We start from the raw sequence: 20,744 nt of genomic DNA on the forward strand, positions 1-20,744 counted from the left end.
TTATTGTTGTTCGTCCCCCCCTGTTTGCTCTTCTTTTCATTCTTTTATTTTAACGGAGTAATCGTTACCGGTCCAAGCAAACCGGATGACAAAGGCTTCCATACTGATGCATCAAATAATCCATTCTTTACATTCTCTCTCTTCCTTGCAGGCATATTGGTATTGTAGAATATTTTCCAGGGAAGATTATTCCTGTCCATATAGGAAATACGGTTTGCCATCAGGTTGGCAACAATGATTTCCAGTTTATTTGTTTGCTGAAATGCAGATGCAGGAATCACACATTGAAATACCGGGCCTATCAAGGTTGTAATTCTCTTTCCATTTAAAAATACTTCTGCGGTTTCATTTACTTTTCCAAGATTCAGTAAGTATGATGAAGTACTTCCTGCAGATTTTTCAAACTCAACACTGTACTTCCCTGTACCTGAAAAATTCTTTACATCATCTCCTCCCAGTTCGGTCCAGGATATCAGCTGATCTGTTTTGATGGAAGACGGAATCGTTGGACCGCCATCAAGAAATGTGATCGTCCAGTTGCTCTTTATTTCCTGAGGCTGGCCTGCTGCTTCTTTGTATGGAAATACCGTTCCGCTCTTCTTTACATTGTATGATTGAATAATGATTGATTCATACGATTGCAGTTGCAGCAACACTTCAACTCCGCCTTTTGTGTTCTTTCTCCACTTCGCCAAACCTTTCTTGCCTGTCATTGCATCAAACAATCCAAAGGAAACTGCACTGCTGTTTATTTCAATCCACTCCTCCAATGCGTTGTCGGTGCGGTTATTAATTAACCATACTGTTCCCTCATTGTTTTTACGACGAAGAACAGACAGGCCTTTTTCTGTATAGCTTTCTTTTCTTGCTTTCGCAGCAAGCAGCAATACATCCAGATCATCACTCATAATAAAACTGCCTTTACCAACAACTGCTTTCTGCAGGTTGTCTGACTTTGAAAACTTCAACTGGCTGATCAATTGCTGAAATGTTTTTCTTCTTGCATCCAGGTTGCCAAAGCCCGGCACATCCTGCGGAAGATTTTTATACACAAGAATTGTTGCTCCCTGCTTTGCCAATTTCAGCAACTGCTGAAATGATTGTTCATTAATGAGTTTATTGGCAGGTAAAAGAATAGTGCGGTATGCATTTCCACTGCTGATGATATTATTACCTCTGTTGGTGAACCGCTGCAACTGACGTTCAGAAAAGAAATCAAAACTATATCCTTTTTCTACCATCCATTTTGATACATGTTCAAACTCGGTCTTTTCAAAATTCCTTTCCATTCCATCGAAATGCTGAAGTAACGCATTCCCCGGTTCTGAATAACGGTCAACGATCGGATAATATAATAACACATCATTATCCGGCTTGCCTTTTTGCAAAAAACTTTGTGTACGTGTAATGTATTCATTCAGTACATGAAAATCTTTCCACTGCGGATTCGTTGGCTGAAAATGTACCGCTGCATAAAATAACCAGCCGGGCCATTTTGCTTCCTTCGGTGAATATTCTGTACCATGATAAAAAATATGATTCACTCCGCCGAGGAAATACAGATCAATTGCCTTTTTTACATCGCCCCAGGAAGAAAGAAAATGCTCATTGAGCCAGGTAGCCGATTCAGAAGAAACCAATTGTTTGCCCATGACATTGGCAGCAGAAGTTGCAAACTTGAAACGCAGAATATCTGTTCCTTCTGTTTCAGGAATATCTACCACACTGTACAGATCTAATGTATTTGCAGGTGAACCATGCGATTGATTGCGCAGCATCTTTCCCTTTGTTCCTGCCCATTTTTTCCAGGTCATGGTGAAATGTTCCAGCAGCAACTCATCAATCACCGAACGGTAATCATAAATAACACGTTTGTTTTTCTCTGTTTCATCTTTTCCAAACAAGGCAGGAAGATGATTGCGCAAATCATAACCCTTGCGTTGCTGAAATTCTGTAAATAAATTTGTTGTCCAGTTACCCTGTCCTCTTGCATCATCCACTTCATAAGAATCATTAAAGAAAGAACGCAGGTAAGAAATATCATATCCTTTAAAGGAAGCATCAAATTTTTTGAAATAATTATTAGCAGCTGTTAATGAAAAATGATCAATGGCATAACCTTCACCACCCGGGGCTGCACGTTCAACCATCTTACCATGTAATCCCTGGAACAAAGCATACAGTGTCCATTTCCCGCCGGTTGGCGGGGCTGACCAGTTTAACTTCCCTGTTGCATCTACTTTATCTGTAAGATTGATTGTTTCATTTTTATCTGAATATGCAATCAGTGTTTGCAAAGGAAGTTTGCCGGCATACTGTATCTGATCCAATGCCAGCTCCTGCAGATTTTTATTTACATAAACTGGTTTCAGAATATTTTCAATCGCTGCCGGTTTGTTATTCGCAGTACGTACCCATGCTTCCTGATTATATTCAATTGCATCTTTCAATTGCTCTCCTTCATTCAGCGAATAGGTTTTATAAAAGATCGTTTTACTTGCATCTTCATTTTTTACCCAGGGACCACCAAAAGGCCAGCCTGTTCCATTCGCTAAATCAACTCCAAGTCCTAATCGCTTTGATTCATTCAATGTATGCGTAAACATCTGCATCCATTGCGGCGATAAAAAATTGATGAACTCTTTCTCATATCCATACACACCATAAATGGGTGTGAGCTCTACACCACCGAGTCCAGCTTTCCGGTATTGCTCGAGGTTCCAGGTCAAATCATTTTTGTTGACTGCACTTCCTTCCCACCACCAGCGTGTCCATGGTTTTGTTACATTGGTTACTGTTGGCCAGTTGAGTTGTGCTTCTGCAAAAACTACCGCTAAAATAAAAGAAAGAAGTACTGTTATCTTTTTCATTCGTAGTGTTGAATAATAAATTGCTTACTGTTTTGCTTCACTGATCTCTACTGCATAGACGTTCTCAATACCTTCAAAGTTGGCACGGAAAATAATCCACTTACCATCGGGACTGAAATGAACGTTTGGCTCCAAATTATATTTATGATTTTTCATATTCACCAGCCGGGTTGATACAAACTTATCACCCTGCGGCTTAAATAAATAAATCCACATACCATCCTTTGCTTTGGCTACCTGGCCGGAGTTGCCGCCATCACCGCAAAAAGTGAATTATCCTTATTGCTGTTGAAATGAATGCTCCACTCATCACGCTGTAATTCATACTTTGTTTTTGCCCGGTTTTTACATTATGCCCCTCAACAAAAAAGTTGTACTCCTTGGTTGCTGCAAATCGTACCAGATTATTTGTCCATCGGCACTGCTCCATTCATGCCCTGCAATTTCCATATCCATGATGCGCTTATGAATCTGTGTGATCTGTTTTGTTTTTACATCAATCGTCCATATCCTGTTTACTTTATGCCAGGGGCCTTCATGACAAAACATTAATAGGTTGGGATCCGTACTTGAAAACTGTACATGATTCAGCCATGCACTGTCGGAGTGTACTTTGTTCAGCTCCTTCTTTTTAATATCGATGGTGAACAATGTACGTGGAAGCTTTGCTTCGTAAATGATGTTGAAATAACTTGATTTGTTTGGATATTTCTTAAAGAGTTCTTTTTCTTCATCACTCGATTTTGCACCGCCGAGTAATGTACCATCCGCATTAATAGCGGTAACAGTTCCCTTAAAATCGGCAGGGAATACAAAAACAGTTTTTACTTCTTTGGTTTTTGCATTCACACAAAACACAGAATCTCTGATCTGGTAATACACAATGCCTGCTTTGTTATCAACGATTTCACCATTCATCGGTGAACGGTGAAAAGTAAGCTGTTCTGATTTTAATGTTTTAAGATCAAGCAAATGGATTTGACGGTTGCCGGAAATTACAGTTGAGATTTCCTGCTTGGCAACACTGTCAACCTTGTTCTTATTGCTGCTGTAAAACACCATCGAGTTACCGATGAATGGGTTGTTATGAAAATAGAAGCTGAGGTTACTCCTGCCTTCCATTCTTGTTAACTTAACAACACGGTGTTTGGTGTCTTTATCAATCCATTCGTCGGGCATTTTCTGTCCGCCGGTTTCAAGCAAAGGTTGTGCAAAAACGGTATCTGCCAGAGAGAGCAGGCATACACAAAACAGATAGCGCAAGGGGGATTTAGTTAATTTTTTCATGTCAGGCAATCTTTAGTGTATAAAGTAAGAACATCGTGGACTTTTCGGTATCCTGTACAGTCCTGTTGTAAAACGAAATAAATTACCTGGCAAACCAATTTGCAGGTATCCTGTCTATCTCCTTTTTCCGGATAAATTTCTATTCAGCATATACTTCTTCTAACTGCTTCGTAAGATATTGAAACGCAAGCGGCATGTCATTTTTTGGATTGCTGCTGCCGCCTTCAATAAAAATATATCCTTTGTAATTTGCGGTTCGTAAAGCTCTTAAATAGGGTTTAAAATCATCCCCCATCACACCGGGAAATGAACGCTTTTGTTTTTCTGCAATTTCACAATACACCAGTACATCAGCCGCATCAATAATACTTTGCGGTGCTTCACCTTCCCTCATCATATGAAAAATGTCTGCATTCAACTTAAAGTTCGGATGATTTACTGCTCTTACTACTTCGGCAGCAGATTTCAACGTAATGAGAAAATTTGTTTCTGTTGCCTCGAGGCTTTCCAATGCAATCATGATCCCGTATTTACCTGCAACCATTGCCAGCTTGCGGCATAATACAGCAAAATCAGCCTGTGCTTTTTGTACATCATATCCATCCGGAATTCTTCTGGCACCACCGCTGCCCAATACAATAAAATGCACACCGGCTCTTTGTGCTCTTGAGAAAACAGTGTCGGCATAACCTACTACTTTGTTCTCATCTACATCAGGTCCTGCAATTTTCATTTTACCCGAAATAAAAACATTGCAGATCATTACTTTGCATTTTGCTTTTTTTATACGGGCAAGATTCAGTTTAAACTGTTCTTCTGTTAAAGAAGGCGATAACATTCTGCCAACTGATTCGCCCAGCATACGAAAGCCTGATGCATATACAAGACTGTCCTGATCTAAAGAAGCAACAATACCTAATTGTGGAACTGATTCTTTATTTGGTTTAAAGCCAAACAACAGAACAAAGAACAATGCTGAAAGAATGAATATGATTTTATGTTTCATTTGTTACTCTTTAAGTCACAGTTGAATCAAAATAATAGCCTCCCATTATTTAGCTGCTTTTACTCCTTCACTGGTCATCACTACCCGTTTCATAGTTCCGTCTTTGTTATAATAGAGATAGTCAATGCAAACCGAGCGGTGAAAACTGCCAGCATCGGGCACCAAGGCTCCATTATGATAGATAAAATACCATTTGCCTTTAAATTCAATAATAGCCTGGTGATTGGTATTGCTGTTCCCGGCAATTTCATTCAAAATGCCTTTGTACTCCCACGGACCATTAATGTTGCGGCTCATGGCATAAGTGATTTTCTCGGGAAATTCATAAGCATACGAAAGATAGTACCAGCCATTCCGTTTATGTACCCAGGGTGCTTCTGTAAACTTTGGCACTTCCACTTTTTTGAACGCTCCATCCATTTCAATCATATTTGGTTTCAGCTTTACATAATGTAAGGTAGTATTACCCCAAAACAAATATGCCTGACCGTCATCATCAATAAACACAGTAGGATCAATATCATCCCAGCTGATCTTTGCTTCCGTTGTCATATCATTTGTGATGAGCGCCTTACCGATTGCATCAGTAAAAGGCCCGGTTGGACTATCGCTTACTGCAACACCAATTGCTTTTCCTCTGTGTGTACTGTCGTGCGTAATAGCAACATACCAGTAAAACTTTCCATTGCGTTCAATTACCTGGCTTGCCCATGCATCATCTTTTGCCCATTTAAATGCTTTTACATTTAAGGGGGATGGATGCTCTGTCCAGTTAACCATATCATTGGTAGAAAAACATAACCATTCATGCATCACATAACGGTTTTCTTTTGGCGGAGCTACATCATGCCCGGTGTAGAGATACACTTTATCCTTATACACCAATGCTGCTGCATCAGCTGTGTATTTATGTTTGATAATGGGATTACCGTTGGATTGAAATGATGTATCAGCCCCCCTGCCCCCCAAAGGGGGGTTATCAGACTCCGATTTTACAAGAGCCGTTTGACTATTTTGTGCGTAACTCAGGTTACATGATACTAACAGTAGAAACAATCCTGTTAAATATTTTGTATTTCTATTCATCTGTCTATTTATTAAATAATTATAGCCGCATCATCTTGTTTTCACCAACGAAATATCATCCACATAACAAAAAGAATTGGCCGTTCCTTCAGCAAGAAAACCAATCTCTACCTTTCCACCTTTAACAGGCACACGTTCAATAGTAATCGTTTTCCACGATGCATTTTCTTCCTTTACAGTAAAGAAGCGGATTTTACCATCGCTTACAGCATACATTTCAAACTTCGTAAAGCCGCTGCTGCTCTTCACTTTTGCTGTTAATGTGTAATTGCCATCTTGCAGCTTTACGTAAGGTGAAGAAGTGATGATCTGGCTTACTCTTCGGCTGAAGTTAATCTTATCACTGATGCAAAGGCTTTTTTCGCCAATGACAATTTTCCTGTCACTCTCCGTATTAAAATAGTTCAATACAGGCGAGCTGTTGCTGTCAAGCGAAACTTTGTTGCCTTCGATAACAGTAGTCGTCCAGCCGAGTAAAAATTCCTGTACCGGTTTAACATGACTGGGAATTCTTCTTCTGTCTGCTTCAAAGCTTCCGTTCTTTACAAAGTTATTATCAGTAGCTACTTTCCATTCACCTGTTTTTGCATTGATGTTCCAGGAGCTAAGCGAATTAAAATAAGGTTCTGCTCCATTGAATGAAAGCGGGAACCACTGATTATAGCCCTGGCCATTGCCTGCAAAGTCAGCCCAGCGGTCACCACAATACAGAACCGTTTCCTGCTTACTGCCTTTTACATTAAAGAAGAATCCTGTTTGCGTTACATGGGCAAAATCGTTTTCGCTTCCTTTCATTACCTGCATATCATTCGTTGGTAAATAAGGTCCACGAATATCATCTGCTACTAAATAATAGGCATAAGAAGCATCCCATCCGTAAATATTAGATGCGGCCATATAATATTTGCCTTTGTATTTAAACATGCAGTTTCCTTCCCTGCTTTCGCCCTGGAAAATCTTTGTGCAGTCTAACAGATTCACCATTCCATCTTTTACTCCAATTTCTGAAACATAAATTCTATTTCTTCCCCGGCCATAAGAATAAATGAGGTATGACTTTCCGCTGTCTTCATCGGTAAACACCGTTTGATCGCCGGTATTGCTGGTGCCGATCATGCTCATCATGTTAATTTTCTGATGCCATTTAAATTCTCCTGTCGGCTTTTCAGCAAGAGCAATCAGCACTTCACTTCCATGCTGTACAAATAGTGCATATCTATTCAACTCTTTGATATATGCAACACCTAAACGCCCCACCCATGTTTTTGCTGCAGTTTTAAATGCTTCTTCCTTAGTGAAAACATCTGCTTCAAATGTCCAGTTAACTAAATCAGTGGAACTGTAACATGTTACAGATTCGAAAGTAGCATTGGGTAATGTTACGGATGGATCAATTCGATATATGTCCGCTTCTTTATAATGAACACCGTACCAATAATATTTCTCTTTGCCTGCAGCATCTTTGAACTTAAAAATTCCACCGCCCTGGCTGTTGATGGGCTTTCCATCTTTTGTGTTCCAGAACAGATCATTTTTAATATTGAGTAACTGCCCGTAAGAAGATGACAGAACGGAAACACATATTGCTATTATTAAAACACTCTTTTTCATGTGTTCATTTTTATCTTATTGCTTGCCACATGTTATTCGCCATAAAAATTATCATCGTCAGTTAATTAAATTAGCCGATAATTTTTATGGCTCATTTCATGAATGCTTTTCAAATTTATCACCAATCCAGTTTCAGCAGGCTTACACCTTGCTGTGGTAATGAAAGTTTTATCTTCAAAATTCCATTCACCACTTTTACTTTCTTTGACGAACCCATTGTTTTTAATTGCCCTGATTTTTCCAATATGGCTATCTGTTCTTTTGTTGGATTTTGTGGTGAGCCCATCTTCTTCCACACTTCATAAGAATTACTGTGTTCATCATCAATGCGGTATTCAGTGAGTGTAACAACAGTAACTGATACCCCGTTAATATTTACTTCAACAGGAAGTGCAGGTTGTTTCACATCATCATCATGATAATTCCAGATCATCACTGTTGCTGATCGTTGATCTTTTGCAGCAAGCCCACCAACATCACTGTAAGCCCTTCGTACACTTGAATCAACCATTGTTTTTAAATCATACATTTGGCTGCCCTGCACCAACACCCGTTTGCCTTTCATCATTCCAAACATGCGGAATACATTCAGCACCGGTTTATCAACCCCGTTAGTAGCCAGATCACGAAAGCCATAGAACCATGGCTGATCTTCAAATTCGAATGCCCAGGTAACAGCACCAAGGAAATTTACATGAAAGGAATCGGCGAGTAAATATTTCCGTGCAAAGGATGCAGCTGTATAACTTGAATACATGGTGCCGTTGCGGTAACCATTGGATGGATTGGTTTTCATTCCGCATGCAGCACAACCTTCAGGATCGCTTTCACCAATTACAACGGGAAGGTTTTTTAATTGCGGATAAGATGCCACAAACTTAAACCCGGCGTGAATATCCTGTAACTGTCTTCCCATATTCATCTGCACATGTCCGTCAATCACTTTTGGTGAGCCCTTTGCATGAAACAATATCATATCAACTGGAGAACCTATTTGCTTTGTTACATAGTTAGTATCATAAAAACAATGTTTTACAAATGCATGCATCCAATCCTGTGCATTTTTTCCTGCGGTGCCTGCAATATTGATTCCGCCGATTTTTGCTGTGGGTAATGCCCGCTTCACCGCATCTGCTGTATAATCATATAATTTAAAAAATTCATTCTGTGTTCCTTTCCAGTAACCATTCGGTTCATTCCATAATTCCCAATACCAGCTTTCCACTTCACTTTGTCCGTAACGCTCTACACTATGTTTCACCCATTGAAAAACCAACTCTGCCCATTTGTTATAATCTTTCGGAGGATAAGCCCATCCGGTAATAATTTTAAAATATGGATCCCCCGGTTTCCAGTCGTGTTTGTAAGGAACAGGATTTGTTGACAATGCCTCCGGCATAAAACCAATCTGCGCCAATGGTTTCATTCCACGCTGTATATAGGTATCAAAAATACTGTCAATGATTTTCCAGTTATAAATTGGATTGCCATTGGCATCTTCAGTATAAGCATTCGTGCTCCCCCATTTTAATGCAGCAACCCCATCGCCACTTACCAGTAAACTGTGTGCCCTTACATAAACAGGAACAGGACTTAATGCAGCAATCTCTGATAACAGTTTCTTTCCATCTTTCATGTAGGTATAGTTTGGTTCATCATAACCAAACCATGCCCATACGGGTTTCATATCACCGGTTTCTTTTGTAAGATCAACATGGATAGTTACAGTTTGAGCAAAAGCAGAAGAAGAGATCAGTAAAGCAAGCAGTAATTGTTTCATCCAATGATTTATTTAATGATACTAACTGTAGTTTTTCATAGCATCTTCGTTGCAATCACTTCATCGTTCAGTTCACTGATCTTTCTTAATTACCATCCGGTTTAGCAGCTGTAACAAACGAACTCAATGGCCAGTAGAACTTCTCAAATGGCATTGGATTCGCCGGATCGTATGCAGAAATATCTGTGCGTAATAATTTTGCTAAAGGCAGATTCTGATCTTTGATGCTCTTTACAATACAACTCGCCAATTCATATGCGCCATAAGGATTGAAATGCGTATTATCTTCCAGCTTGGTTGTTTGCCCGGGAAATGTATTGGCCGGGTAATGTACAAATGCTTTAACAGATTCAGTTGGCCCCCATGCTTCATACAACACTTTGCTCATGGCGTTTAAATCAATTACTGCTACATTTTCTTCTTTTGCAGTTTGACGGACTGCTTCTGGATATTCAAGCAGTGTATTAATGGTATGTCCGTCTTTGTCAAAACTTCTTCGATGCATCGATGTCACCAACACCGGTATACCACCCTTCTTTTTCACTTCAGCTATATATTGCTTCAATAGTTTTTTGTACGAAGTAAAAGGACCAATACCCGGGCCTTTTTGTTTCATATCATTATGTCCAAACTCAATGAACAAATAATCACCCGGTTTCATCAGGCTCAAAATTTTCTCCAGGCGTCTTGCACTCAGAAATGAATTCAAAGCTTCGCCACTCTCTGCATAGTTGGCAACAGCCACTTTACCGGGAGCAAAAAAGCGTGGAATCATTTGTCCCCATGCTGCCCATGGTTCACGGCTTTGATCAACCACAGTAGAATTGCCTGCTAAGAAAATCGTCGTTGCCGTTTTGTTGGGTGTGATTTCTATTGCACAAACTTTCGGCAATGAATCATTAAACTCAATAGTGAGAAAATTATCCCAATGAAGATATTCGTACTCTCTTGGTTTTAATTTCACCGCCTTAACAATATTTCCCTTTGCATCACGGATCAAACTGTCTCTTACATTCACGGTAAATGTTTCTGTAATAAGTTGTCCTTTCTTTGTTTGAATATTTTCCAGCATTAACCTTCTGCATTCTGCACGAACGGTTGTTGCTGAGATACCTTTTTTATCACCGAGAATTAATTTTACATCGTAATTACCATCGGGCAGATTTACCGAAAAATAAAATGGTTTGGAAGAAGTGATATAATCTCCGGTTAATGTATTGCCTCCACGATCAACTGCTGTTAGCTCAGAACCATTCGTAAAACCATACCCTTTTTCATTGGCATATTTTGATTCAGTTGTAATACTGATATATCCTTTCGTTGCCCTTCCGTTTCCAAAATCGAATTTAAAACTTGGCTGTTGAGCTTTAACAAACACACTCACTAACAATACAGCAATTAAAACAAAAGAACGTTTCATAATTTATTTTTTCAACAGTTGAAGCGAACTGTCGTTGATCTCAAATTTGAAATTAGTCAACAGCTGATAAACTTCTGCTCCTGCAAGTATTACGGGCCCATACCCATGTGCAGCATACACATTCACAGGGCGGTGATAATAAAATGCAGGATCAAATGCCATTCCCGTTCCTACACAGGTTCCTTCCACCTGTCCCTGTGCATTTACTTTTGTAGTTACAGCGTTCCATGCAAGAATTGCAGCAGGTGCATAGGTCATGGGATCGATCCATCCTTTATTGGCGGCATGTGCAATACAATATGCATAAATAGCTGTGGCTGATGTTTCGAGATAAGAATCATTTCTGTCTAACAACTGGTGCCAGAAACCTGTCCCATCCTGGTAACGCAGTAAGCCATTGATATGATCTTTTAATTGCTGTAATACAAAACTTCTGCCCGGATGATTTTCAGGCAATACATCGAGCAACTCAACTTTTGTAAGCAATGCCCAGCCATTCGCTCTTGCCCATCTGAATTCGGGATGAGTTTGCATACTCTCCACCCAGCCATGCATGTACAATCCTTTTTCTTTATTGAACATGCGTTTCGAAAACAGTTTTACCTGGTTCACTGCATCATCAAAATATTGTATATCGCCCGTAAGCTTTCCCATTTGTGAAATAGCAGGAACGCCCATGTATAAATCATCGAGCCACAATGTATTTGCCTGCGGACGCATACGTGCCAATGTTCCATCTTTCAACCTGTATTCTTTTTTTGCAACGTAGTTGATGAGATTATCAATAACAGGGCGAAGGTTTTTATTCAATCCGCTTCTTTGTGCCTTGATCATGGAAGCACATACAGCACCTGCATCATCCAGTGCATGCGGATCAATGGGTTGATTCAAAAATCTTTTTTGCCGGATATATTCAATGCTGAATTTCTGCTTCACCGCAGGGATCCACTTTGCAAGAAAATCAAATCTTGTTTTTACATAATCAGCATATTGCTGATCACCAGTTGTTTCAAATGCACGCTGCATAGCTGAGTAGGTAACACCCCATTCGTAACTGGTTAAACGAAAATCGCCCTGCTTTACAATTGTATTTGTATCCAGCTGTGATGCATCAGTCACTGGTGCGCCGGTTTGCTTATTGATCATCTGTGCAGGTGTAACAGCATTCAGATAATTGAATACTTTATCCAGTACTGATTTTACATTTTCCTTTGAAGGAGCACCATAAGGAACAGGATAGTCAGGTTTCATTAAATGCAAAGGAGTTGTTACATCATTTTGTTTTTGCTGTGCGTGTACAGTTGCAAAAATTGAAATAAAAAAAATAGACAGTGGGATGGAGATTCTCATTGTTTTGTTTTTATCTGTTAACCATGGTTGTTACAAACGAAAAAGACAGGTACTTTATTCCCTGTCTTCTTCTGACGATTGCTTGTTGAAAGAACTATTATGATTACCATTTAAATGGCAGATACCAGTCTCTGTTCATTAACTTGGCTCTTGCCTGTGCTGCAGAACCTGACGACACACCTGACTTGAGCAATTTATTATACACTTTATCAGCAATAAAAGCAGGATCATTTCTGCGGATGGCTACTCTTAATAAATCGGCCCATCTTGTGCCTTCAAATGCGTTTTCAAGAGCTGTTTCTTTGATCAATCCTGTTTCAATACTGTTTAAACTGTCGGCTGCAGGAATATCCACATTAACGAGGTTTGCCCTTGCCCTGATACCAATATTTCTATACCAGTCTGCACGATAGTAAGGTACACCTGAACTTCCACTGTTTCTTGCATCAAAATTATAAGGATAAGGTTCCCACAATGTATTGTGATAGTCTGTTACAGTACTTGTTGGGGCAGGATAAGCACCGGCAATACCACTGTTCCAGAATCCCCAGGCCAAACGGTAACGTCCTGCACGGTTGGCGGCTTCTGCAAAACGCATGTGCAACTGTGTTTGACGGAATAAAAACCACTTGCCATTTTTTACCAGCGGATTGGTTGGTGTGCCAGTAGCATAGTTCAGATAATTGTATAAATATTTCATTGCTACGGGCTGTCCGCCAATATCCATCGTACTTAATAATTTTCTTGCATCATAAGGAATTGAACCACCCTGTGCAACTCTTTGTGTCTCACCATCCCAAAGATCATACACTTCCTGCGATGGCCTTACTAAGTAATCGCCTCCGATGGGAGAAAATAATTTGATTAATGAATTTTCCGGCTTGAATTTATTATCGAATGGCAACACCCATACCCATTCACGGTCTAAACCTTTTGATCCATAATCCTGATCGAACATCACCCGCCATTGAGAATTATAAACAAGCGTTGAAGCATCACCAGCTCTTGAATAACTGATATAGTGATCAAGTGTTCCGTCACTGTCCCATCCAACTTTATAGAAACTGTAATATCTGCCATCTACCACTCCCTGTGTTCCTGATTCCATTACCTGGCGGTAATACTCTGCTGATTTCTGATAGTTTCCTTTCCATAAATATAAATCGCCAAGAATCACTTTCTTATTTACATAAAACTTTTGAGTCTGGTAACCATCAACAGTTATATTAAGATTTGTACCTGCAGGATAAAGATCTTTGAAAGGCAGCCTTTCAGAGAAATTGATTAAGCTGTCGAGTAAGATATTAAAAGTCAACTTGGGATAATTACCTGCATTCTTTACTTCATCAACATTTTTTAATGAACTGGTTACATAAGGTACTTCGCCAAAATGAATTCCCAATTGTAAATATAAAAATGTACGTAATGCCCCTATATCTGAATAACGCTGGCTGAATTCAGCTTCCGTCATTCTTTTCTCATTCACCATAACCTGAAAATGTTCCAGCACATCATTGCAGTTCAGGATCAGTTCATAAAAAGGTTTGGGACTGGCATAAGGGTTGTTTTCTGTTACAGTGTGAGTACTGATTTGCCGCAGAGCTTCGTTGGCGTTTGGAGTGCAGTCGAGCAAATCGGCACGCAGCTCATTTAACACAACATAGCGGTCTGCAAGCCCCATAAACTTTCCGTAAATACCCACTACTGCGGCATCGGCATCGTACACATTCTGATAAGCCTGACTTTCCTCAAGCTGATCCTGTGGTTTTACATCCAACAACTTTTTGCAGCCTGTTACACTTAACAGCACAGTTGCAACAATTACTGATTTTATTATTCTGAACCTTGTCATAAATTTCATTTTCAACTTTTCATTAGTAAATTATATTCACCAACACTTATTTTAATTTCAACTGATACCTGTTACAGGCCAATTCTTGCTCCCAATGATATTGACTTAAATATCGGATCAAGTCCTGTATCAATTCCCTGTGCAAATACGCCCGGGCCTGCACTGAATTCAGGATCATAACCCATATACTTTGTAAACGTTAACAGGTTGTTTCCTGTTAGATAAACAGTTGCATTCTTAACTGCCATTCCTTTGAATGGAATACTGTACGATAAGGATACATTCCTTAGACGCAGGTAAGATCCATCTTCAATCCATCTTGTGCTGAACCGGTTATTCCCCATCGGATCGCCATAGGTTGCTTTTGGCATTGCTGTTACCTGGCCATCTGCTCTCCAGCGGTTAACCACACTGTTGAGTTGGTTTTCCACTCCGCTTGCAGACTCAAGCCTGTAGCGTAAGTAGTTAAACACCTGGTTTCCTTCTGAGAAAGTAAATAACGCATCCAACTGAAAACGTTTATAAGTCAGGCGGCTGCTGATACTTCCGAAAAATTTGGGAGTGGGGATGCCTATGATTTGTCTGTCATTTTCATCAATAATATAATCTCCATTCAAATCAAGGAAACGAACATCGCCTGCACCAAAATTGCTGTAAGACCCATCAGCATTTTTCTTTTTTAAGCCAGATGAACCTGCTTCGCCTTCAGAACTGAAAACCCCCTTTGCAATGTATCCGTAAAACAGATTCGCCTGGCTGCCATTTTGTGTTAATACAGAAGCACCGGCATATTGAGTAACCATACTGTTTCCGGGAATAGAAATCACCTTGTTTTCATTTGTTGCAAACGTAACTCCAACATCCCATTTCAGATTTACTTTATTGATTGCACGCAGGCTTATGTTTGCTTCAAATCCCTGGTTCTGCATACTGCCACTGTTGGTTAGTACACGTTCAAACCCGGAAGCAGAAGGAAGGCTTTCATACGCCAGCATATTTTTTGTTCTGGATTGATAAAGATCAAGACTTACTCCTACTCTTTCATTCCATAAAGCCATGTCAAAACCCAGGTTTAATTTTTTGCTTGTTTCCCATTGCAGTGCCGGATTTGGAATTCCATTTCTTACAAGCCCCTGCATACCCAGTAAGTTCTGAGAGGTATAGGTTTGAATATGATTGTAGTTGCCGATATCATCGTTACCTGAAATGCTGTAGTTGAACCGGAGTTTAAACAGATCAATTCTTGAATCTGTCATAAAGCTCTCGGATGACAGAAGCCATGCAACACCAACAGATGGCATAATGGCAAATTTGTTTCCGCCAATTGTAATTCCGTTTTTAGCCTGGCTGCCAAAACGTGAAGATCCATCCATTGCTGCATTGAATGAAACAAATAATTTTTCTTTATAGTCATAATCGGCATTAAAGTAGGTATTCATCCAATTCCATTCCTGGATACCACCACCTATTTGTCTTAATGCTGTTACACCATTCTGTACACTGATCAGTTCATCAGTTGCTGAATTATAGCCAAGTGCAAAATCCTGTTCTGCTTTATTTTTCTGCAGCCTGAACCCCAGTCGTGAAGAAAGATTATGGTTCTGTGCAATTGTTTTTTTGTACTCTAATTTTGAATCAGAATAAACAGTGAACAGTCTTTTTACCTGCGAACCAAGGCGGCTGTCGGCCACTGCATTACTTAATGTATCATCAGCAACTCCTTTACGGGGAATAAATATATTTTCCCGCACTTTATCATATACTACACCAAACATTGTAGATGCGTTTAGTGTTTTTGTAATGTCATAATTAAATTTGAAAGAGCCGAATAACCGGTAATACTTATTGGTAGCCAGCATATTTTCAATGATTGCAGTTGGATTACTTATTCCGAGGATATCTGTTTCTTCAAGATTTGGAGAAAAGATTCCCTTCTCATTTACTTCCTGCGATGTTAAGAAAGGAGACTTTGTTAAAGCCAGGAAAATCGGTGCTGTTTTATCAGCATTCCCCTGATTCTTCAGGTTTTGCTCATTGTAAGTGAAAGACAGGTTTGTTGTTCCTTTAAATCTTTTCGAAAAATTAAACTCTGCGTTGAAGCGTGTGTTATACCTGGTTAAATCTGTATTCTTAATTACACCATCATTCTTCATGTAACCCATACTTAAAGCATAAGTGGCAATGTTATCTCCACCCGTTACTTTCAGGTAAATATTTTTATTAAAACTGTTTCTCAATATTTTATTCTGCCAGTTGGTATTGTTGTGATACCTGTAATACTGGCTGTTGCCGCTTGTATCATCATTCATATAAGGTAATGCTGCAATTTCAGATGAGCTCATTCCCTTTGACTGCAATATTTCACTCAAATAAATTCTGTACGATGAAGCACCCATAACCGGTAACAGATCAGGGGTCATGTTATAACTGGAAAAAACACCAAAGTCAATACTGGTTGCTTCTTTCTTTGCCCTGTTTGTTGTAATAATAATGGCTCCATTTGCTCCTTTGGTTCCATAAATTGAACTGGCATCTTTCAGCACAGTAACATTATCAATATCCTGTACGCTGATTAAAGAAAGAGGATTTGTTGCATTGTTTTCAATAATACTTTTTCCATAATCATTCGCATCATACAGCATCCCATCGACTACTATCAAAGGACTGTTGGTTCCGTACAGAGAGTTATACCCTCTTAAAAACAGGTTGGCTCCAACACCCGGTGTTCCGGATCTTTTAATACTGTTCAACCCACTTACCTGCCCCTGCAGCAATGCATCAATTGTTTCATCTGGTCTTTTCCACTCTCCATTGGTATTATAAATACCTGCTGAAGCAGTGAGGTTTCTTTTTGTTGTAACAAAAAGAGGCATTGTAACCGGTTGCTGAAAAGAGGTATGTGAATCATCGAGCAAAGCCACCTGAAGTGTTTTGCTTCCTTTCAATGAAACCTGTCTTGATTCATATCCTTCTCCTGTGATCACCACATCTGAAGAATAAGAAGGAACACTGAGTGTAAACTCTCCTTTTTCATCTGTAATAGCAGCTGAGAAATTTTTAACCGTTATACTGATCCCCACAAGGCCCTTGCCTGTTGCAGCATCTGTAATTACTCCGGTGAGTGGCAGCCTTTCTGCTTTTTAACAGGTGCTCCGGTATTTTTCGGGGGAATTGTATCCTGTGCTTTTACAGAATTAAATGCAAACAGCACCGTGGCGAACCCGGCTGCTTTTATCAGATTATGCAATTTCATTTTAGTCATTTCTAATATCAATTTTTGTCAGACTGTCTTTATTATAAACTTGGCACCAGCTTAATATAATCGCAAACAATAGGATTCGTAGCAGCAACAGTTGTGTTAGCCGCAACTAAATAAATACTATATACAGGTTTATACTGTGTCATTGTAAACTCGCCGATATACACTTCGTTCGGGTTATTTACTGCCACGGTGGTATATGGAAAAGTTGTTGAGGCAGCTATTCCAATTCCCAGTTTTTGTGTATATGTTGTTGTTTGAAAATCATTTACAGCCAGCCAGTAAGCCTTATACTTGATGGATGGAACTTCAGTAATATCATAACGGATATTAAACAATGCAACACCGTGACTAAAGACTAATACATCTTTAAAATCTTTCCCTGATACGGAATTATACCTGTCTCTGAAATAGGTATTGCCTCTTCTGTCGTGACTTGTTGCTGCATAATTTTCCGCTTCAATCAGGTAAGGCTTAAACTTGCTTACTGGCTGAACATCTGCTTTATTCAGAATATAAATAATTCCATTACTTGTTTTGATTGTTTTTACAATGGCTGATCTGTTCACCGGCAGCTTCGTGCCAAATTTTGAAACAATTGTATCGGGTATAGAAGATGGATTATAAACGGTATCTATTGCAAAGTCTTTCAGTACATTCCAGCTTGTTACAAGTTTATTACTGTCGGGAGTTCCAGTAACAAAGTAGGGAGTATATTTTGTTACTTCAGCATCCCATGCTGCATCTTCCAGCATGAAGAGTGTATATTGTTTTTTCTCATCTCTTAAATCATATACTTTATTCCAGAAGAGATTGGTATAAATTGAATCCGTACCGGGTTGGTATATCGGGTCTCCTGTTGCAGGATTCACACCGATAATCACAGCATTGGATGTATCAAACACATTTCTGAAAAGAGAAAGCATAAAATCTTTCTGCTTCACAGGAGCAGCTGTATTCGTACTTATAAACTCCCAGCTGTTATCAAGTGCCGGCAGCATTTTATCAACAACCTGTAAAATACCATTAGATGCATATTTATCTGCTACAGTGATATTTGCCTCTTCTATTTTAGAACTCTGCATGTTATTATACTTCCCGCTTAGCATGATAATGCGTGTAAGAGAAGCGACATTCCTCGTAGAGTAAAGCTGAATGGCAATATGATTACCTACAAATTTCTTCAGCTTAACCGGATCGTTTACAATAGCAGCATCGAGTGTTGCCAATGCGCTGTTAACCGGCGCAAAAACTGTATAGTTTTTTGAAGAAGAAATCACTTTATCATATCCTGTTTGCAGCAGGTATTTTGAAAAAGTGCTCAGCTCTGCATCAGAACTGATTACTTCAGCCAGTGTTTTATCCAATGAATCATCTGTTACTGCATTATGTTCTTCTGTAAGCTTTTTACACCCGTAAAACAACAGAACGGACATGCTCACTGCAAACAACATCAAACTTTTATACCTGAACTTCATTTCTTATTATTTTATGTTACCTGTCAAATTTGTTCTATGTGAGTTTTAAAAATAAATCATCGTGCCATTTGGCTGGAATCTTGGCAATACCTGATTATCATCAATTGGTATAAAGTGAATCATATCCAGGTTATTATTATTCTGTGTACCTACTAATGGTGTAATCCTGATAATCTGCTGTTGAGTAGTTGTAAACTCAATTACCCCTACCTGTCTTGAAGCCCACAGATTACTTGTATTTTCAGTATACCGCTTCCATCCAATTGCTTCCAGTTCTGCATCAGTACCGGCAGGGCGTGTTTCTGTAAAATTCATAGTACGCTGCATTAATACTCCGTTTACTTCTACCTGGCAAAGCATATTTGAGCTGCTGGATTGCTTTTGTTGTCTGTAACAAACCCACACCTTATACTTTCCTTTAATAATGGGAGGGGTTCTCATTTCCCACCATACCGGTCTTGCCGGCAAACCCATAGGCAGCATATTTACATCACTGTTATAACCATAATTTGTAATAGAACTTGCTGCAGAATAGAGGTATGATAATGTGTTTGTACCTGCTAAAGAGCCCCAGCCCCAATAATGATCTTTAATTGGATTATCTGCCTGAGTTGGTCTGCCGAAATTATAATTGGCTTTTTTGTAATACGCAGGCAGTTTCATAATTTCCGTAAACGAAGAAACATCCCAGTAAAGCGGAGCAGGTTTTCTAAACTTTACCATAAAATGTGCAGCAGCGTCATGCCATACACCATTTGTTGCAGCGAGGTCGCTATTTGCCCTGTTTAATGTTATTCCCTGTTCAAGAACACCGTTAAACACATCCTGATTTAAAACTACTTCCTGGTTAATTAATTTCACACTAATTACTTCCTGCGGCAGTAATGTTTCGTGTGTTGAAACAGTAATAATATCACCTAAAAATTTAAGCCCTTGTGATATGTGATAAGCCACATACATATGTAAACTGTCGTTGGTATTGGCAGGGTTTCCTGTTTGAGAGTATTTTGTTTTTAATGCAGCATAGGTTGCAAAGCCACTATCAGCAAGTGCCTGGTTGCTTTCGGCAAAGACTGTTACCCATTTTTTAGATGTGTCTGCATCAACTGTATTCAACTTTACAAAGAACCCGGTTTCTTTCATTGCCTGAACAAAAATGGAATACTCTGGTTTTTCTTCCAGCTGCTGAGCAATTGTTTTAGTGGCAGGAAGCAGCACATTATCGATGATATGAATAATCCCGTTTCCTACCCTGATATTTGATTCCAGAACAGATGCCTGGCGGTTGATAACGTAGCTGGAAACTCCATTCTTGTTATTTACAGAAGTAACAAGATACTGACCATACATAGTTATTACCGGCAGTTTTCCATCAGTAAACGAATTGGTGTAAACCGTATCCTCCAGCAGGTGAAGACGTACCATATCCTTTAGTACATTCATATCTGCAGCATCAACTGAAGCGGCTCCAATTTTTTGCAGATAGGTTGTTACACCAGCATTGGTTGGAGCAAAAAGCGTATATGCGCCATAAGCATTCAGATAGGCAGAGTTTCCTGTTCTGTCAAGAATTTGTTTGAACAAAGAAAAAGAATCAATCCTTTTATCGAGGTAACCAACCATATTTACGTCGTCGGTAGTTGATTCATCAATTTTCAGTTTTTTGCAACCGGGAATAAAAACTAATGCCATGATTAGTGTAATCAGCCCTGATATGATAAACAGATTTTTTTTCATGTGCTGTT

12 protein-coding genes and 1 pseudogene are annotated in these 20,744 nt (G+C 39.3%); all 13 read right to left on the reverse strand.

Features of this window, described 5'->3' with window-relative positions; translation table 11 throughout:
• Nucleotides 1-44: 44 nt before the first annotated feature.
• On the reverse strand, nucleotides 45-2,870 hold the full coding sequence (locus IPK31_21880; GenBank protein MBK8090323.1) for a glycoside hydrolase family 2 protein: 2,826 nt from the start codon (nucleotides 2,868-2,870) through the stop codon (nucleotides 45-47).
• A 24-nt stretch (nucleotides 2,871-2,894) separates the two neighbouring features.
• Nucleotides 2,895-4,157: pseudogene (locus IPK31_21885) on the reverse strand (hypothetical protein).
• Nucleotides 4,158-4,296: 139 nt separating this feature from the next.
• Complete coding sequence (locus tag IPK31_21890) at nucleotides 4,297-5,163, reverse strand: sugar phosphate isomerase/epimerase (protein ID MBK8090324.1); 867 nt, start codon at nucleotides 5,161-5,163, stop codon at nucleotides 4,297-4,299.
• A 45-nt stretch (nucleotides 5,164-5,208) separates the two neighbouring features.
• Complete coding sequence (locus tag IPK31_21895) at nucleotides 5,209-6,249, reverse strand: family 43 glycosylhydrolase (GenBank protein MBK8090325.1); 1,041 nt, start codon at nucleotides 6,247-6,249, stop codon at nucleotides 5,209-5,211.
• Between the two features lie 30 nt (nucleotides 6,250-6,279).
• A complete protein-coding gene (locus tag IPK31_21900) occupies nucleotides 6,280-7,860 on the reverse strand; it encodes a family 43 glycosylhydrolase (protein ID MBK8090326.1) in 1,581 nt (526 codons plus the stop codon).
• 118 nt (nucleotides 7,861-7,978) lie between these two features.
• A complete protein-coding gene (locus IPK31_21905) occupies nucleotides 7,979-9,640 on the reverse strand; it encodes a beta-xylosidase (GenBank protein MBK8090327.1) in 1,662 nt (553 codons plus the stop codon).
• A gap of 85 nt (nucleotides 9,641-9,725) precedes the next feature.
• The gene (locus tag IPK31_21910; protein MBK8090328.1) at nucleotides 9,726-11,060 is read right to left on the reverse strand and encodes a rhamnogalacturonan acetylesterase; all 1,335 of its coding nucleotides are present in this window, start codon (nucleotides 11,058-11,060) and stop codon (nucleotides 9,726-9,728) included.
• A gap of 3 nt (nucleotides 11,061-11,063) precedes the next feature.
• On the reverse strand, nucleotides 11,064-12,410 hold the full coding sequence (locus IPK31_21915; protein MBK8090329.1) for a glycoside hydrolase family 88 protein: 1,347 nt from the start codon (nucleotides 12,408-12,410) through the stop codon (nucleotides 11,064-11,066).
• A 103-nt stretch (nucleotides 12,411-12,513) separates the two neighbouring features.
• Complete coding sequence (locus tag IPK31_21920; protein ID MBK8090330.1) at nucleotides 12,514-14,262, reverse strand: RagB/SusD family nutrient uptake outer membrane protein; 1,749 nt, start codon at nucleotides 14,260-14,262, stop codon at nucleotides 12,514-12,516.
• A gap of 71 nt (nucleotides 14,263-14,333) precedes the next feature.
• Nucleotides 14,334-17,390, reverse strand: coding sequence for a SusC/RagA family TonB-linked outer membrane protein (locus IPK31_21925; protein ID MBK8090331.1), 3,057 nt, complete (start codon nucleotides 17,388-17,390; stop codon nucleotides 14,334-14,336).
• Nucleotides 17,372-17,515, reverse strand: a complete 144-nt coding sequence (locus tag IPK31_21930; GenBank protein MBK8090332.1) for a hypothetical protein — start codon at nucleotides 17,513-17,515, stop codon at nucleotides 17,372-17,374. The genes IPK31_21925 and IPK31_21930 overlap by 19 nt, the downstream gene beginning before the upstream one ends.
• Before the next feature lie 41 nt (nucleotides 17,516-17,556).
• Nucleotides 17,557-18,999 carry a fasciclin domain-containing protein gene (locus tag IPK31_21935; GenBank protein ID MBK8090333.1) on the reverse strand — a complete coding sequence of 481 codons (1,443 nt, stop codon included), beginning with the start codon at nucleotides 18,997-18,999 and terminating at the stop codon, nucleotides 17,557-17,559.
• 45 nt (nucleotides 19,000-19,044) lie between these two features.
• On the reverse strand, nucleotides 19,045-20,736 hold the full coding sequence (locus IPK31_21940) for a fasciclin domain-containing protein (GenBank protein MBK8090334.1): 1,692 nt from the start codon (nucleotides 20,734-20,736) through the stop codon (nucleotides 19,045-19,047).
• Nucleotides 20,737-20,744 lie beyond the last annotated feature (8 nt).

Source organism: Chitinophagaceae bacterium, from assembly GCA_016713085.1.
In the GTDB taxonomy this organism is placed as follows: domain Bacteria; phylum Bacteroidota; class Bacteroidia; order Chitinophagales; family Chitinophagaceae; genus Lacibacter.